15 protein-coding genes and 1 pseudogene are annotated in these 15,075 nt (G+C 70.8%); 3 read left to right on the top strand and 13 right to left on the bottom strand.

The features are described 5' to 3' along the window. The 10 genes from ABFX54_RS37705 to ABFX54_RS37660 all read right to left on the bottom strand — a co-directional run. Positions 1-1,216, bottom strand: a 1,216-nt coding sequence (locus ABFX54_RS37705) for a DEAD/DEAH box helicase (RefSeq protein WP_346111541.1), incomplete at its 3' end; no start/stop codon positions are given. 305 nt (positions 1,217-1,521) lie between these two features. Beyond that, positions 1,522-1,881: a metal-sulfur cluster assembly factor gene (locus ABFX54_RS37700; protein WP_346111540.1), complete on the bottom strand. Its 360-nt coding sequence runs from the start codon at positions 1,879-1,881 to the stop codon at positions 1,522-1,524. Next, positions 1,878-2,318 carry a Fe-S cluster assembly sulfur transfer protein SufU gene (gene sufU / locus ABFX54_RS37695; protein WP_346111539.1) on the bottom strand — a complete coding sequence of 147 codons (441 nt, stop codon included), beginning with the start codon at positions 2,316-2,318 and terminating at the stop codon, positions 1,878-1,880. The genes ABFX54_RS37700 and sufU overlap by 4 nt, the downstream gene beginning before the upstream one ends. Before the next feature lie 2 nt (positions 2,319-2,320). Then, entirely contained in the window at positions 2,321-3,577 is a 1,257-nt protein-coding gene (locus tag ABFX54_RS37690) for a cysteine desulfurase (RefSeq protein WP_346111538.1), read from the bottom strand. Then, on the bottom strand, positions 3,574-4,320 hold the full coding sequence (sufC, locus tag ABFX54_RS37685; protein WP_106251463.1) for a Fe-S cluster assembly ATPase SufC: 747 nt from the start codon (positions 4,318-4,320) through the stop codon (positions 3,574-3,576). Before sufC ends, ABFX54_RS37690 begins: the two co-directional genes overlap by 4 nt. A 4-nt stretch (positions 4,321-4,324) precedes the next feature. Continuing rightward, the gene (locus ABFX54_RS37680) at positions 4,325-4,648 is read right to left on the bottom strand and encodes a Rieske (2Fe-2S) protein (RefSeq protein ID WP_346111537.1); all 324 of its coding nucleotides are present in this window, start codon (positions 4,646-4,648) and stop codon (positions 4,325-4,327) included. Further along, positions 4,645-5,847, bottom strand: a complete 1,203-nt coding sequence (gene sufD / locus ABFX54_RS37675) for a Fe-S cluster assembly protein SufD (RefSeq protein ID WP_346111536.1) — start codon at positions 5,845-5,847, stop codon at positions 4,645-4,647. The genes ABFX54_RS37680 and sufD overlap by 4 nt, the downstream gene beginning before the upstream one ends. Next, positions 5,847-7,259 (bottom strand): Fe-S cluster assembly protein SufB, encoded by a 1,413-nt coding sequence (gene sufB / locus ABFX54_RS37670; RefSeq protein ID WP_346111534.1) that lies wholly within the window; start codon positions 7,257-7,259, stop codon positions 5,847-5,849. The genes sufD and sufB overlap by 1 nt, the downstream gene beginning before the upstream one ends. Then, entirely contained in the window at positions 7,256-7,954 is a 699-nt protein-coding gene (locus tag ABFX54_RS37665; RefSeq protein ID WP_346111573.1) for a helix-turn-helix transcriptional regulator, read from the bottom strand. Before ABFX54_RS37665 ends, sufB begins: the two co-directional genes overlap by 4 nt. A 92-nt stretch (positions 7,955-8,046) precedes the next feature. Beyond that, positions 8,047-9,285, bottom strand: a complete 1,239-nt coding sequence (locus tag ABFX54_RS37660) for a multidrug effflux MFS transporter (protein ID WP_346111533.1) — start codon at positions 9,283-9,285, stop codon at positions 8,047-8,049. A gap of 187 nt (positions 9,286-9,472) precedes the next feature. On the opposite strand from ABFX54_RS37660, the gene ABFX54_RS37655 reads away from it, so the two are divergent. Then, positions 9,473-10,381 carry an ABC transporter ATP-binding protein gene (locus tag ABFX54_RS37655; RefSeq protein ID WP_346111531.1) on the top strand — a complete coding sequence of 303 codons (909 nt, stop codon included), beginning with the start codon at positions 9,473-9,475 and terminating at the stop codon, positions 10,379-10,381. A 43-nt stretch (positions 10,382-10,424) separates the two neighbouring features. Continuing rightward, positions 10,425-11,192, top strand: a complete 768-nt coding sequence (locus tag ABFX54_RS37650; protein ID WP_346111530.1) for an ABC transporter permease — start codon at positions 10,425-10,427, stop codon at positions 11,190-11,192. A 26-nt stretch (positions 11,193-11,218) separates the two neighbouring features. On the opposite strand, the gene ABFX54_RS37645 is transcribed toward ABFX54_RS37650, so the two are convergent. Continuing rightward, positions 11,219-12,421 carry an MFS transporter gene (locus ABFX54_RS37645; RefSeq protein ID WP_346111529.1) on the bottom strand — a complete coding sequence of 401 codons (1,203 nt, stop codon included), beginning with the start codon at positions 12,419-12,421 and terminating at the stop codon, positions 11,219-11,221. A gap of 126 nt (positions 12,422-12,547) precedes the next feature. Here ABFX54_RS37645 and ABFX54_RS37640 point away from each other — a divergent pair, with 126 nt between their 5' ends. Next, positions 12,548-13,468: an EamA family transporter gene (locus ABFX54_RS37640; protein ID WP_346111528.1), complete on the top strand. Its 921-nt coding sequence runs from the start codon at positions 12,548-12,550 to the stop codon at positions 13,466-13,468. A gap of 417 nt (positions 13,469-13,885) precedes the next feature. On the opposite strand, the gene ABFX54_RS37635 is transcribed toward ABFX54_RS37640, so the two are convergent. Both ABFX54_RS37635 and ABFX54_RS37630 read right to left on the bottom strand, forming a co-directional pair. Beyond that, on the bottom strand, positions 13,886-14,554 hold the full coding sequence (locus ABFX54_RS37635) for a GntR family transcriptional regulator (protein WP_346111527.1): 669 nt from the start codon (positions 14,552-14,554) through the stop codon (positions 13,886-13,888). Between the two features lie 36 nt (positions 14,555-14,590). Beyond that, positions 14,591-15,075 (bottom strand): annotated as a pseudogene (locus tag ABFX54_RS37630) (ornithine cyclodeaminase family protein); the annotation flags it as partial.

Here is a 15,075-nt window from a genome sequence, read left to right as displayed (position 1 = left end):
CCACCTCGGCGAGGCGAGGGTGGCCGGGCGTGGCCTTGAGCCGGAACGGGTGGATCCCGGCGCGGCGGGTGAGGGCGTCGGTCGAGCGGCGCTCGTTGGGCAGCACCAGCGTGACGACCGTGCCCTTCTCGCCGGCGCGGGCCGTGCGGCCGCCCCGGTGCAGGTAGCTCTTGTGGTCCTGCGGCGGGTCCACGTGCAGCACCAGGCTGATGTTGTCCACGTGGATGCCGCGCGCCGCGACGTCGGTGCAGACGAGCACGTTGATGGAGCCCTCGCGGAACTCGGCGAGGATGCGGGTGCGCTGGTTCTGGCGCTTGCCGCCGTGCAGGCCGCCCGCCTTGACACCGACCCTGGCCAGCTGCTTGCACAGCCGGTCCACGCCGTGCTGGGTGCGGACGAAGATGATCGTACGGCCCTCGCGGTTGGCGATCTCGGCCGTGACGTCGAACTTGTCGTCGCGCGACACCTGCATCACGTGGTGCTCCATGGTGTCGACCGGCGAGGTCGCCGGGGCCACGGAGTGGGTGATCGGGTCCTTGAGGAAGCGCTGCACCAGCTTGTCGACGTCGCCGTCGAGCGTGGCCGAGAACAGCAGCCGCTGGCCGTCGGCCGGGGTCTGCGCGAGCAGGTCGGTGACGACGGGGAAGAAGCCGAGGTCGCACATGTGGTCGGCCTCGTCGAGGACACTGACCTCGACGTCGCCCAGCGAGCACTCACCCTGGCGGATGAGGTCGCCCAGGCGGCCGGGGGTGGCGATCACGATGTCGACGCCGCGGCGCAGCGCCTCGATCTGCTTGCCCATGGACATGCCGCCGACGATGACCTTCATGCGCAGGCCGAGGCCGCGCCCGAGGGGTTCGAGGGCGTCGTGCACCTGGAGGGCGAGCTCGCGGGTGGGCACGAGGATCATCGCGTGCGGCCGCCCGGGAGCGGGCCGCACGCCGGCGATGCGCGCCATGGTGGGCAGGCCGAAGGCGAGGGTCTTGCCCGAGCCGGTCTGGCCGCGCCCGAGGACGTCGTGGCCGGCGAGCACGTCGGGAATCGTCGCGCTCTGGATGGGGAACGGGCTGTCGAAGCCCAGCTTGGCCAGTCCGTTGACGAGCGGCTTGGGCAGGCCAAGCAGCTCGAACTCGGACGGGCCCGGCTGCCCAGCGTTGGTCTCGGCGTTCGTCTCAGGGGAGGTTTCGCCGAGCGTGGGCATGACAGCGTCAAGCATGGTCACGAAATTCGTGCCTTTCCGTCGAAGTGGCGCGTCACTTCTGCGAAAGGACGAGCCGGGACGTGCGGCGCGCGGCCGCACACGTTCAGGGCGCCCGCCATGAGGGCGGGATGAAAATGAGGGGGGACACCGGGCATCGGCCGCAGGCGATGCGTGACGCGCGATGAGACGTCAGGTGTTCCTGTTTTCCAACGCCGGGGATATTATCGGATATTCCCCGGCCGGGGGCACGGACTTTCCGGAACCCGCTATGGCACGCTGAAACGGCTGACGATTTACGCCAGCCGTGACAGCGGAAAAGATCAGACGTTGAAGCCTAGCATACGCAGTTGCTCGCGCCCCTCGTCGGTGATCTTGTCAGGGCCCCACGGCGGCAGCCAGACCCAGTTGATCTTCACGTCGGAGACCATGCCGTCGAGCGCCGAATGGGCCTGGTCCTCGATGACGTCGGTCAGCGGGCAGGCCGCGCTGGTCAGCGTCATGTCGATGGTCGCTACGGGCGGCCCGCCGTCGGACGGGTCGAGGTTGAGCCCGTAGATCAGGCCCAGGTCGACGACGTTGATGCCGAGCTCGGGGTCGACGACGTCCTTGAGCGCCTCCATGACCTCTTCGGCGGTCGCGTCACCGTCGTAGCCGGTCGGAGTCTCCACAGGCTTACTCATTCGGCAGCACTCCTCACAACGGCGTCTTTGTACGCCATCCATGAAAGCAACGCACATTTAACGCGCGCCGGGAACTTGGCCACGCCCGCGAACGCGACCGCGTCACCGAGAACGTCCTCGTCGGCCTCGACTTTTCCCCTGCCCTGCATGAGCCGGGTGAACTCGTCGACCACGGAGAGCGTCTCGTCGACCGTGGATCCGGTGGTCAGCTCGTGCAGCACGGAGGCGGCGGCCTGGCTGATGGAGCAGCCCTGACCTTCGTAGGAGACGTCCAGAACCTTGCCCGCGTCGCCCACCTTGACCCTGAGCGTGATCTCGTCGCCGCACGTCGGGTTCACGTGGTGAACCTCGGCGTCGTACGGCTCACGAAGCCCGCGCCCCTGCGGGTGCTTGTAGTGCTCCAGGATCAGCTCCTGGTACATCGACTCGCCGATCATGGCTATGCGAACACCTTCTGAACGTGATGGAGGCCGCGCACCAGGGCGTCGATCTCGCCCGTGGTGTTGTACAGGTAGAACGACGCCCGCGTGGTCGCGGGTATTCCGAAGCGCAGGTGCAGCGGGCGCGCGCAGTGGTGCCCGACGCGTACGGCGACCCCGAACTGGTCGTCCAGGATCTGCCCGACGTCGTGCGGGTGGATGCCCTCCAGCGTGAACGACACCGTGCCCCCGCGCCTTTCGAGCGTCTCGGGGCCGATGACGCGCAGGGTGGGCACCTCGCGCAGGGCGTCGAGCGCGTAGGCCGTCAGCGTGCGCTCGTGCGCCTCGACGGCCTCCATGCCGACCTCGGTGAGGTAGTCGACCGCCGCGCCGAGCCCGATGGCCTCGACGATCGGCGGCGTGCCCGCCTCGAACTTGTGCGGGATCGGCGCGTACGTCGAGCGGTCCATCCAGACCGCCTCGATCATCTCGCCCCCGCCCAGGAACGGCGGCATGGCCTCAAGCAGCTCGGTGCGCCCCCACAGCACGCCGATGCCGGAGGGGCCGACCATCTTGTGGCCGGTGAAGGCCACGAAGTCGGCGCCCAGCGCGGTCACGTCGACCGGGTGGTGCGGCACGGACTGGGAGGCGTCGAGCGCGACCAGCGCGCCTGCCTCGCGGGCCCGCGCGGCCACCTCGGTCACCGGGTTGACGGTGCCCAGCACGTTGGACTGGTGGGCGATCGAGACGATCTTCGTCCGCTCGGTGATGAGCTCGGGCGTGTAGTCGAGCCGCCCGTCGTCGGTGACGCCGAACCACTTCAGCGTCGCGCCGGTGCGCTGCGCGAGCAGCTGCCACGGCACGATGTTGGAGTGGTGCTCCATCTCGGAGATGACGATCTCGTCACCGGGGCCGAGGGTGAAGCGCGGGTCGGTGTTGGCGGGGTTGCCGAAGGAGTAGGCGAGCAGGTTGAGCGCCTCTGAGGCGTTCTTGGTGAAGATCACCTCGTCGCGCGACGGCGCCCCGACGAAGCCCGCGACCTTGTCGCGGGCGTTCTCGAAGGCGTCGGTCGACTCGGCGCCGAGCACGTGCATGGCGCGCCCGACGTTGCTGTAGTGCAGCGCCAGGTGCTCCCGCATGGTCTCGATGACCTGGTTGGGCTTCTGTGAGGAGTTGCCCGAGTCGAGATAGACGAGCGGACGCCCGTCGGGCAGCTCGCGGGAGAAGATCGGGAAGTCTTCCCTGATCTTCTCCACATCGAAGCTGTGTGAAGTCATGCAGACGCCTTCGTGTACTGCTCGTAGCCTTCGGCCTCGAGCTTGTCGGCAAGTTCCGGCCCGCCCTGCTCGACGATCCGGCCGGCCGCGAAGACGTGGACGAAGTCGGGCTTCACGTAGCGCAGGATGCGGGTGTAGTGGGTGATCAGCAGCACGCCGGTGTCGCCGGAGGCGCGGAAGCGGTTGATGCCCTCGGAGACCACGCGCAGCGCGTCGACGTCGAGGCCGGAGTCGGTCTCGTCGAGCACCGCGATCTTCGGCTTGAGCAGCTCCATCTGGAGGATCTCGTGGCGCTTCTTCTCGCCGCCGGAGAAACCCTCGTTGAGGTTGCGCTGGGCGAAGGCCGGGTCGATGGACAGGGCGTCCATGCCGCCCTTGAGGTCCTTGGCGAACTCGCGCAGCTTGGGCGCCTCGCCGCGGACGGCGGTGACGGCCGAGCGCAGGAAGTTCGACACGGACACGCCGGGGACCTCGACGGGGTACTGCATGGCCAGGAACAGGCCGGCGCGGGCCCGCTCGTCGACGGACAGCTCCAGCAGGTCGACGCCGTCGAGCAGCACCTGGCCGCCGGTGACGGTGTATTTCGGGTGGCCGGCGATGGCGTAGGCGAGCGTCGACTTGCCCGAGCCGTTGGGGCCCATGATGGCGTGGGTCTGCCCGGCCTGAACGGTCAGGTTGACGCCGCGCAGGATTTCCTTGTCCTCGACGGCGACCTGCAGGTCACGAATCTCTAGGGTGGACATGTGCTTAGGACTCCTTCGAGAGCGAGACGAGCACGTCATCGCCGTCGATCTTGACTGTGTAGACGTTCACGGGCTGGGTCGCGGGCGGCCCTGTGGGCTTGCCGGTGTGGATGTCGAAGCACGAGCCGTGCAGCCAGCACTCCAGGGTGCCGTCGTAGACCTCTCCCTCGCTGAGCTTGACCTCGGCGTGGGAGCAGACGTCGTGCAGGGCGAAGACCTCTTCGCCCTTGCGGACCAGCGCCACCGGCGTCTCGTCCGCGCCGACCTCGACGCCGAGGACGCCCCCTTCGGGGATGTCCTCGACCTTGCACACCTTCTCGAAGCTCATCGAACGGGCTCCGCGGCGGACTCGGCCGCATAAGACACAGCGGCGGACTCGGCCGCATCGGATACAGCGGCGGCCTCGGAGGTGTTGAGCTCCGCCTCCAGGGCGTTCATGACGCGCTCACGGATCTCGGCGATCTCGATCTTCTCGATGAGCTGGCCGAGGAAGCCCCGCACGACCAGGCGGCGAGCCTCGTCGTGGGGGATGCCGCGGGCCTGGAGGTAGAAGATGTGCTCGTCGTCGAGCCGGCCGGAGGCGGAGGCGTGTCCCGCTCCTGCGACCTCGCCGGTGAGGATCTCCAGATTGGGCACCGAGTCGGCGCGGGCGCCGTCGGTGAGGATGAGGTTGCGGTTGAGCTCATAGGTGTCGGTGCCCTCGGCCTCGACCCTGATGATCACGTCGCCGATCCAGACGGCGTGCGCCCGGTCGCCCTGGAGGGCGCCGCGGTAGTCGACGTTGCTCTTGCAGTTGGGCTGCGAGTGGTCGACCAGGAGGCGGTGCTCCAGGTGCTGGCCCGCGTCGACGAAGTAGACGCCGGACATGTCGGCGTCGCCGCCGGGGGCGGTGTAGGTGACGCTGGGCGACAGGCGGACGAGGTCGCCGCCGAAGGTCACCACGAAGCTGCGGAACGTCGCGTCCTTGGCCAGCTGGGCGTGGTGGGAGGAGACGTGGACGGCGTCGTCGTCCCAGTCCTGGAGGCTGACGACCTTGAGGCTGGCGCCGTCGCCGACGACGAACTCGATGTTGTCGGCGTAGACGGCGCTGCCCTTGTGGTCGAGCACGAGCACGGCCTCGGCCATCGGCTCGACCCTGACCACGATGTGACCGTAGGCGGCGCCGTCGCCGGAGCCGGTCAGCGTGAGCACGGTGGGCTTGGAGGTGACGGCCTCGCGCGGCACCGTGATCACGGTGGCCTTCTCGAAGCTGTTCCAGGCCTGGGCGCTCACCCGGTCGGCGGGCATGAACGACTTGCCCACGCGGGCGTCGTCGCGGCCGACCGTCTCGACGGTGACCTCGGGCGCGGCCTCGACGTCGACCCTGACGTGACCGGCGGCCTCGGCCTTGCCGTTGTGCAGGCCCTTCAGGCGGGCGAGCGGCGTGAAACGCCACGCCTCCTCGCGCCCGGTCGGGACGTCGAAGTCGGCCAGGTCGTAGGACGCCTTCTCGTGCAGGGTCGACAGGGGCTTCTCGTTCAGGCCCATCAGCCGACGGCTCCTTCCATCTGCAGCTCGATCAGCCGGTTGAGCTCAAGCGCGTATTCCATGGGCAGCTCACGCGCGATCGGCTCGACGAAGCCGCGCACGATCATCGCCATCGCCTCGTCCTCGTCGAGACCGCGGCTCATGAGGTAGAAGAGCTGGTCCTCGCTGACCTTGGAGACCGTGGCCTCGTGGCCCATCGAGACGTCGTCCTCGCGGACGTCGACGTAGGGGTAGGTGTCGGAGCGGCTGATCTGGTCGACCAGCAGCGCGTCGCACTTGACGGTGCTGGCGCTGCCGTGGGCGCCCTCCTCGATCTGCACGAGACCGCGGTAGGAGGTGCGGCCGCCGCCGCGCGCCACCGACTTGGAGATGACGCTGGAGCTGGTGTTGGGCGCCAGGTGCACCATCTTGGAGCCGGCGTCCTGGTGCTGGCCCTCGCCGGCGAACGCGACGCTCAGCGTCTCGCCCTTGGCGTGCTCGCCCATGAGGTAGACGGCCGGGTACTTCATCGTGACCTTGGAGCCGATGTTGCCGTCGATCCACTCCATGGTCGCGCCCTCGTAGGCGACGGCGCGCTTGGTGACCAGGTTGTAGACGTTGTTGGACCAGTTCTGGATGGTCGTGTAACGGCAGCGGGCGTTCTTCTTCACGATGATCTCGACGACCGCGCTGTGCAGCGAGTCGGAGGAGTAGATCGGCGCGGTGCAGCCCTCGACGTAATGGACGTAGCTGTTCTCGTCGACGATGATCAGGGTCCGCTCGAACTGGCCCATGTTCTCGGTGTTGATCCGGAAGTAGGCCTGCAGCGGGATCTCGACCTCGACGTTCGGCGGCACGTAGATGAACGAGCCACCGGACCACACGGCGGTGTTGAGCGCGGCGAACTTGTTGTCGCCCACCGGGATCACCGAGCCGAAGTACTCCTTGAAGAGCTCCTCGTGCTCCTTCAGGCCCGTGTCGGTGTCGACGAAGATGACGCCCTTCTCCTCAAGGTCCTCACGGATCTTGTGGTAGACGACCTCGGACTCGTACTGGGCGGCGACGCCGGCGATGAGGCGCTGCTTCTCCGCCTCGGGGATGCCGAGCTTGTCGTAGGTGTTCTTGATGTCGGCGGGCAGCTCGTCCCAGGAAGCGGCCTGCTTCTCGGTCGAGCGCACGAAGTACTTGATGTTGTCGAAGTCGATGCCGGTGAGGTCGGAGCCCCAGGTCGGCAGCGGCTTCCTGTCGAACAGGCGGAGGCCCTTCAGGCGAAGGTCGAGCATCCATTCCGGCTCGTTCTTGAGTCCGGAGATGTTGCGGACGACCTCCTCGGACAGGCCTCGCTTGGCCGCCGCGCCCGCGGCATCCGGGTCGGCCCAGCCGAACTTGTAATTCCCGAGGCCTTCCAGCTCCGGGCGGTCGGTGACAGTCACCTTCCGGTCTCCTTGCTCTTGTCTCTATGTGCGGAATCGCTCAACGACTGCGGCGACACGTGTGTCGTGCACACCCCGTCGCCGTGGGCGATCGTGGCCAGGCGCTGCACCGGCGTGCCGAGCAGCTGCGCGAACGCCTCCGTCTCGGCCTCACACAGCTGCGGGAACTCCGCGGCCGCGTGCGCCACCGGGCAGTGGTGCTGGCAGAGCTGGTCGCCACCCGACTTGGCCTTGCTGGCCGAGGCGGCATACCCCTCCGCCGACAGCGCCTGCGCCAGCACTTGCACGCGCTGATCCGCCGGCACCGCCCGCATGACCGGCTCCAGCCGCTCCAGCAGGCTCGACACCTGCTCGCGGGCGAAGTCGGCCACGGCTTGCTCTCCCATGCGCTCGGCCAGGAAACGCAGCGCGCTCCCGGCCAGGTCGTCATAGGCGTGCTCGAAAGCACTCCGCCCCGCGTCGGTGATCGCGAACAGCTTGGCGGGCCGTCCGCGCCCGCGTTGCCCGCGGGGGCGTACCGTACGAGGCTCGATCATCCCGTCGGCCAGCAGCGCGTCGAGGTGACGCCGGACGGCGGCGGGCGTGAGCCCGAGCCGCTCTCCGAGAGCCGCGGCCGCGACGGGACCATGCTCAAGAATCAGCCGGGCGACGCGGGCACGGGTGCCGCGCTCGTTGCCTGGCTCCATCGTGGGCATGTTTTTCACAACATCAGTGTGCCGTAATTCCTTCCCGCTTCACAAATGGATCCGAGCAGGGGCGGGAATGGAATTTGTCACGCAGGGTAGCCTTACCTAACCTTCACCCGGCTCAGGAACGTGAACGTGAGCACCGAGCACAGGATGAGTCCGAGCATGACACACGCCATGGGCACGGCGGTGCCGGATCCGGCGAGTCCGACCAGCGGGGCCGCGGCGGCGCCCAGCGCGAACTGCAGCACCCCCGTCAGGGCCGAGGCGCTGCCCGCGACGTGCGCCGGCTGCGAGCCCAGCGCCAGCGCGCCGGTGCCGGGCAGGGTCAGGCCCTGGCCGAGCATGATGACGAACAGCCCGGCCACGATGCCCCACAGGCCGAGGCCCGCCAGCGCGGCGGCCATCAGCAGGCCCGCGCCGGTCAGGCCGATGCCGAGCCCGACGCGGACCAGCAGGACGGGCGGCACCCGTCCGGACAGGCGGCCGCCGAGCTGGGCGGTGCCGGTCAGGGCCAGGGCGTTGAGGCCGAAGATGAGCGAGTACTGCTGGGGCGTGGCGCCGTACACCTCCTGGAGCACGAACGGCGAGCCCGAGATGTAGCCGAACATCGCCCCGAACGCCAGCCCGCCGGTGAGGGCGTAGCCCATGAACGTGCGGTCGCGCAGCAGTTGCCAGAACGTGCGCGCGGTGTGCTTGAGCCCGCCGCTCTCCCGCGCGGCCGGGGGGAGCGTCTCGCGTACGCCCGACAGCACGGCCAGCAGCAGCACGATCCCCGCGATGCTGAGCGCGACGAAGACGCCCCGCCACGAGGTGAACGCCAGCAGCTGCGCCCCGGCAATCGGGGCCAGGATCGGCGCCAGGCCGCTGACGAGCATCAGCGTGGCGAAGATGCGGGCGATGGCGGCCCCGTCGTACAGGTCGCGCACGACGGCCCGCACGATGACCAGCGCCGCGCCGCCCAGCATGCCCTGCAGCAGGCGGAAGGCGATGAGCATCGGCACCGAGGGCGCGAACGCGCACAGCAGCGAGGCGACCATGAACCCGGCCACGCCCACCATGAGCGGCACCCGCCGCCCGCGCACGTCGCTGAGCGGGCCGGCGATGATCTGCCCCACGGAGACGCCGATGAGGCAGGCGGTGAGCGTCAGCTGGACCTGCGCCGGTGCGCTGAGCATCTCGGAGGTGATGGCCGGCAAGGCGGGGAGGTACATGTCGATGGAGAGCGGCCCGATCGCCGACAGCGCTCCGAGGATCAGCAGCAGAAGGCCGCGGCGGCGCTTGTGCTCCTGCTGGACGACGGCGGACATGACTGCGGGCGTGGCTTCTGCCACGGACATGCGTGAACCCCTTTTCCCTCGCGGACCTGTGGCCCCCGAGGGCCGAGGGATCCAACCACGTTCCGGTCCTCCTAATTCCCGGTTATCAGATATTTCCGGAGAAGCGGCGCCCGGCGGGAGAGCCCGGCCCATGCGGTCATGCTCACCTGAGGCGGGGACCGTCCGGTGGAGTCCCTAAACTCGTGGCATGGACTCCCCAGCCGTCGAGATCGTCGACCTGGTCAAACGCTACGGCGGCAACACCGCCGTCGACGGCCTCACGCTGCGGGCCGAGCGCGGCGCGGTCACCGCGGTGCTCGGCCCCAACGGCGCGGGCAAGACGTCCACGGTGGAGATCTGCGAGGGCTTCCGCGCGGCCGACGCGGGCACGGTCAAGGTGCTCGGCCTGTCCCCTGCCCGCCCCGAGCTGCGCGCGCGGGTGGGCGTCATGCTGCAGGCGGGCGGCGTGCCCCCGGCGATGCGCTGCGCCGAGTGGCTGCGGCTGGTCTCCCGCTTCTACGCCGGCCCGCTCGACCCCGGCGCGCTGCTGGCCCGGCTGGGCCTCACCGACCACGCCCGCACCCCCTACCGGCGGCTGTCCGGCGGGCAGCAGCAGCGGCTCTCCCTGGCCGCGGCCGTCGTCGGCCGGCCCGAGCTGGTCTTCCTCGACGAGCCGACGGCGGGTCTCGACCCGCAGGCCAGGCACGCCTGCTGGGAGCTGGTGGCCGAGCTGCGCCAGGCGGGCGTGTCGGTGGTGCTGACCACGCACCACATGGACGAGGCCGAACGCCTGGCCGACCACGTGGTGATCATCGACAAGGGGCGCGTGGTGGCCGAGGGCAGCCCCGCCTCGCTGACCGGTGCCGAGCGCCAGCTCAGGTTCAGGGCCCGGCCGGGGCTGGGCCTGGAAGAGCTGCTCAACGCGCTCCCCGCGGGCAGCGCGGCCAAGGAGTCGCCCTCCGGGCACTACATCATCGAGGGTCAGGTGGGGCCCGAGCTGCTGGCCACGGTGACGGCCTGGTGCGCGGCCGAGGGCGTCACCGCCGACGACCTGCGCATCGAGCGGCGCACCCTCGAAGACGTCTTCCTCGAACTGACCGGCAGAGAGCTGCGATGACCACGCCGGGCCGGTTTCTCTCACCCACCTGCCGGGAGTCGCGATGACCACGCTCGACCTCACCCCCGCGCCCGGCGCGGCGCCGTTCGGGCGCATGGTGCTGGCGCAGGCGGGCGCGGAGATCCGCGCGATGCTGCGCAACGGCGAGCAGCTCCTGCTGACCCTGGTCATCCCCGTGCTGCTGCTGACCGGCTTCTCGCTGGCGCCGCTGATCGACGTCGGCGGCGGGCGGCGGGTCGACTTCCTGGCCCCCGGCGTGCTGGCGCTGGCGGTCATGTCCACCGCCTTCACCGGGCAGGCCATCGCGACCGGGTTCGAGCGCCGCTACGGCGTGCTCAAGCGGCTGGGCGCCACACCGCTGTCCAGGAGCGGGCTGATGCTGGCCAAGACGGCGGCGGTCGCCGGCGTCGAGGTGGTCCAGGCGGTCGTCATCGTGGCCGTCGGGCTGGCGCTGGGCTGGCGGCCGCAGGGCTCGTTCCTGGGCGCGGCGCTGCTCGTCGTGCTCGGCACCGCGGCCTTCAGCGGGCTGGGGCTGCTCATGGCGGGCACCCTGCGCGCCGAGGCCACGCTGGCCGGCGCCAACCTGGTCTACCTGGTGCTGCTGGGGGCGGGCGGGGTGATGTTCCCGCTGACGAAGTTCCCCGAAGGGCTGCGACCGTTCCTGGAGGCGCTGCCCATCTCCGCGCTGACCGGCGGGCTGCGCGCGGTGCTCTCCCAGGGCGCGGCGCTGCCGCTGGCCTCGGTGGCCGTGCTGGCCGGGTGGGCGGTGCTGTCCCTGGCGCTGGTCTCCCGTACCTTCCGCTGGGAGTAGCGCGTGGGAAGTAGCACGGGCGGCGGTTACTCCGGCTGGGGTTCCGGACCGGCGGGGCGCAGGGCCCCGTAGCGGCGGCGGCTGAGCGCGGCCACGGCGGTCAGCGGCACCGCCGCGAGCGCGGCCAGGCCGAACAGCAGCCCGTAGCGCCCGTCCTCGGCCAGCGGCCCGGCCGCCCACGAGGCGACCGCGCTGCCCACGAACAGCGAACAGGCGAAGAACGCGATGGTCGTTCCCCTGGCCTCGGGCACGACCGAGGTGGCCCAGGTCTGCAGCGAGGAGTGCAGGAACGACCAGCCGCCGCCCAGCAGCAGCGCGGTGACGGCCACGGACGGCACGCTGACGTTCACCGTCACGATCGCGAACCCGACGCAGAGCTGCGCGCCGCCCACGACCATCAGCAGCGGTACGGGCCAGCGCCCCGACAGGTGCTTGACCAGCTTGGCGAAGACCCACAGGCCCAGCCCGTACGCGGTGATGGCGAGGCCCGCCACGGCGGCGGCCAGCCCGGTGTGCTGCAGCGCGGGAGCCAGGAACGGCATGGCGCCGAGCATGATCGCCCCTTCGGTGAAGGCGAGCGCGAACACCAGCAGCGCCCACCGCTGCCGCAGCACCGCCCCCAGGTAGCCGCCGACGCCCCTGCCCTCGCCCTCGGGGCGGGGCGGCTCGGGCAGCGCGCGCAGCGCGACCGCGCAGATCAGCGCGAAGACGGCGGGCACGGTGAAGGCCACCCGCCAGTCCACCAGGCCGGCGACGACCCCGCCGAGTCCGGTGGCCAGGGCGGTGCCGAGCGCGGCCGCGGCCATGAGGTCGGTGAGCGCGCGCTGGCGCACCTCGGCACGCACGGTGTCGCCCACGTACGTCAGGCTCGTCGGGATCACCGCGCCGAAGCAGGCGCCGGTCACGACCCTGGCCAGCACAAGCGTCGCCAGGACGGGCATCAGCGCCGAGACCGCGCCGGCCACCGCGGCGCCGAACAGCGCCCAGCGCATGACCCGCACCCGCCCGAGCCGGTCCGACAGCAGCCCCCACAGCGGCTGGGTCAGCCCGTACGCGAGGTAGTAGCCGCTGGCGGCGGCCACCGCGGCCGACAGGGAGACACCGAGATCGTCGGCGATGAGCACGAGCATGGGGCTCACCGCGAAGCGGTCGAAGCTGCTGATGAACGAGGCCACCGACAGGGGCAGCGGCGGACGGGCGAGGCTGACGGGAGGAGCGGGGGTCGTCATGTGCTCCGCGGTTCGTTGGCCTGGATGAATGACCCGATCAACAGTAGTACAGCCACCAAACGGGAATGTCGCCGGGCCCGAGTAAGCTCTGACGGTTGTCCCCCTCGCGTCCGCCAGAGGAGTCCTGTGACCGCCTTCGCCCTCGACGACCCGTACGACCGCGGCTCCGGCCTGCCCAGGCCGGGCAGCCTGCTGCGCAGCGCGGCCGACTCCATCCCGCCCTCGGGGCTCGTGGTGCTGGCGATCTTCTCCGTGCAGCTGGGCGCCGGGTTCGCCAAGGAGCTGTTCGCGGCGCTGCCGCCGAGCGCGGTGGTGTTCCTGCGCATCACGGCGGGGGCGCTCATCATGGGAGCCTTCGCCAGGCCCAGGCTCAAGGGGCTGTCGTGGCGCGACTGGGCGGTGGGGCTCGGCTTCGGCCTGACCCTCGCCCTGATGAACCTGTCCTTCTACGAGGCCCTGTCACGGCTCCCCATGGGGATCGCGGTGGCCATCGAGTTCCTCGGGCCGCTGGGCGTGGCGGTCGCGGCGTCACGGCGGCGGGTCGACCTGGTGTGGGTCGGCCTGGCGGCGGCCGGGGTCGCGCTGCTGGCACCGTGGGGCGAGTCGGCCACGGTGCGGTGGGCCGGCATCGGGTTCGCCATGCTGGCCGCCCTGGGCTGGGCCGCCTACATCCTGCTGTCGGCCGCCGCCGGACGGCGCTTTCCCGGCACGAGCGGGCTCTCGTTCGCGATGATCGTCTCGGCCGTGGTGATCGCCCCGGTCGGGGCCACGACCGGCGGGGCCGAGCTGCTGCGGCCCGAGCTGCTGCTGATCGGGCTCGGCGTGGGGCTGCTGTCATCGGTGATCCCGTACTCGCTGGAGCTGCAGGCGCTGCGGCGGATGCCCAAGCACGTGTTCGGCATCCTGATGAGCCTCGAACCGGCCGTGGCGGCGCTGATCGGGGTGCTGCTGCTGAGCGAGCTGCTGCACGTGCAGCAGTGGGCGGCGATCATCTGCATCGTGGCCGCCAGCCTCGGCTCGACGCGGGCCGCCCGGCGCGCGAAGTAGCCGTCGGCGCGGCAAGCCGTCGGCGCGGCAAGCCGTCGGCGCGGCAAGCCGTCGGCGCGGGAAGGGAAGCGGCCGGAGGCGGACGGTGTGTGAAGTCGCCGCCGGAGGCGGCCGGCCGCCGCGCGCCCGTTGGATGGGGTCCCGGGCGCGCGGCGGAGGGCTCGGCCTCGGTGGGCGGGGTGTGCCGAGCCCGCGAAGGTCAGCGGAGTGCGGGTGTCCGCTTGACCAGGCAGGTGCCACCGTCGGAGCGGCGCGGTGGCCGGTCCGGCGGGGACGAGATGGCGAGACCGACGGCGATCGCGCTGAGGCGTTTGCCCGGTCGGCCCGCAAATGAGGTTACCGCCAACGGGGAGCGTCTGATCCCCGAATGTCGGAACTCGCCGGGTTAGTACTCGGCCCGGTTGCCGGGCTCGGTGGTCAGTGTTCGGCCCAGATGCCCCTGACGTGGCCGATGTGCTCGGCCATGAGGGTGCCGACGGCCTCGCTGTCGCCGCGGCTGAGCGCGTCGAGCAGTTCGAGGTGCTCTCTGGCCGAGCCGCCCAGCGTGCCGCGTTCCGACAACTGTGACAGGCCGTAGAGCCTGGCCCTGTTGCGCAGATCGCGTACCACCGACACCAGGTGCGCGTTGCCGCACAGCGACAGCAGCTCGACGTGGAAGCGCAGGTCGGCGTCCACGTACGCGAGCAGGTCACCGCGCTCGCTGGCCGAGACGATCTCCTCGGCGATGGGCCGCAGCCGCTCGAACTCCTCGGCCCGCGAGCTGTCGGCCAGCCTGGCCACCGTGGGCACCTCGATGAGCTGGCGGATCTCGGTGAGCTCGTCGAGGTCGCGGTCGGACAGCTCGGTGACCCGGAAGCCCTTGTTGCGCACCGCCTCGACCAGGCCCTCCTTGGCCAGGTCGAGCATGGCCTCACGGACGGGCGTGGCCGATACGCCGAACTGGGCGGCCAGCACCGGCGCCGAGTAGACGACCCCCGGCCGCATCTCCCCCGTGATCAGCGCCGCCCGCAGCGCGTGCGCGACCTGCTCACGCAGGCTCTGCCGCTCCCCCACCATCGGCAGGTCGAGCCGGTCCTCGGCAGCCATCCGCCCATCCTCTCTCTGTCCACGCTTCGAAAGCGTCTACGTCCACGCCTCGTAAGCGGCAGCCGCGACCACGAGGTCCTCCCACGCCATGCCCGTGCTCTTGAACACGCGCGGCCCCGGGCCGATGATCACCTGCCCGGCGATCAGCTCGGCGAGGTTTCCGGCGAGATGGCGGGAGGAGATCGTACCCCGGCGCATCGGGATGATGACGTCTCCGGCCTCCTCCAGGGCGGCCGCCCTGGCCTCGACGACCACGGTGGCCCGCGCGACGAGGTCGCCGTCGAGCTCGCGGGCGTCGGGCTCGTGCGAGCCGACCGCGACGACGGTGGCGCCGTCGCGGGTGAGCTTACCGGGGAACAGCGGCTCTCTGGCGGTGGTGCAGCAGGCGACGAGATCCGCCTCCGCCAGCGCCCGCGCCACCGGCCCGTCCGGCCCGTCCGGCCCGTCCGGCCCGTCGCCTTCGGTGAGGGCGCGGGCGGTCAGGCCCAGGGCGCGGCAGCGGGCGGCCAGCGCCTCCGCGC

Source organism: Nonomuraea maheshkhaliensis (assembly GCF_039529435.1).
Taxonomy (GTDB): Bacteria; Actinomycetota; Actinomycetes; order Streptosporangiales; family Streptosporangiaceae; genus Nonomuraea; species Nonomuraea maheshkhaliensis.
Note: the sequence above shows the minus strand (reverse complement) of the source record. Positions and strands in the feature narration are given on the sequence as shown.

Coding starts and splice junctions, on each gene's coding strand:
- ABFX54_RS37700 (WP_346111540.1), bottom strand. CDS start 1,881: ATGAGTAAGCCTGTGGAGACTCCGACCGGCTACGACGGTGACGCGACC.
- sufU (WP_346111539.1), bottom strand. CDS start 2,318: ATGATCGGCGAGTCGATGTACCAGGAGCTGATCCTGGAGCACTACAAG.
- ABFX54_RS37690 (WP_346111538.1), bottom strand. CDS start 3,577: ATGACTTCACACAGCTTCGATGTGGAGAAGATCAGGGAAGACTTCCCG.
- sufC (WP_106251463.1), bottom strand. CDS start 4,320: ATGTCCACCCTAGAGATTCGTGACCTGCAGGTCGCCGTCGAGGACAAG.
- ABFX54_RS37680 (WP_346111537.1), bottom strand. CDS start 4,648: ATGAGCTTCGAGAAGGTGTGCAAGGTCGAGGACATCCCCGAAGGGGGC.
- sufD (WP_346111536.1), bottom strand. CDS start 5,847: ATGGGCCTGAACGAGAAGCCCCTGTCGACCCTGCACGAGAAGGCGTCC.
- ABFX54_RS37665 (WP_346111573.1), bottom strand. CDS start 7,954: ATGCCCACGATGGAGCCAGGCAACGAGCGCGGCACCCGTGCCCGCGTC.
- ABFX54_RS37660 (WP_346111533.1), bottom strand. CDS start 9,285: ATGTCCGTGGCAGAAGCCACGCCCGCAGTCATGTCCGCCGTCGTCCAG.
- ABFX54_RS37655 (WP_346111531.1), top strand. CDS start 9,473: ATGGACTCCCCAGCCGTCGAGATCGTCGACCTGGTCAAACGCTACGGC.
- ABFX54_RS37650 (WP_346111530.1), top strand. CDS start 10,425: ATGACCACGCTCGACCTCACCCCCGCGCCCGGCGCGGCGCCGTTCGGG.
- ABFX54_RS37645 (WP_346111529.1), bottom strand. CDS start 12,421: ATGACGACCCCCGCTCCTCCCGTCAGCCTCGCCCGTCCGCCGCTGCCC.
- ABFX54_RS37635 (WP_346111527.1), bottom strand. CDS start 14,554: ATGGCTGCCGAGGACCGGCTCGACCTGCCGATGGTGGGGGAGCGGCAG.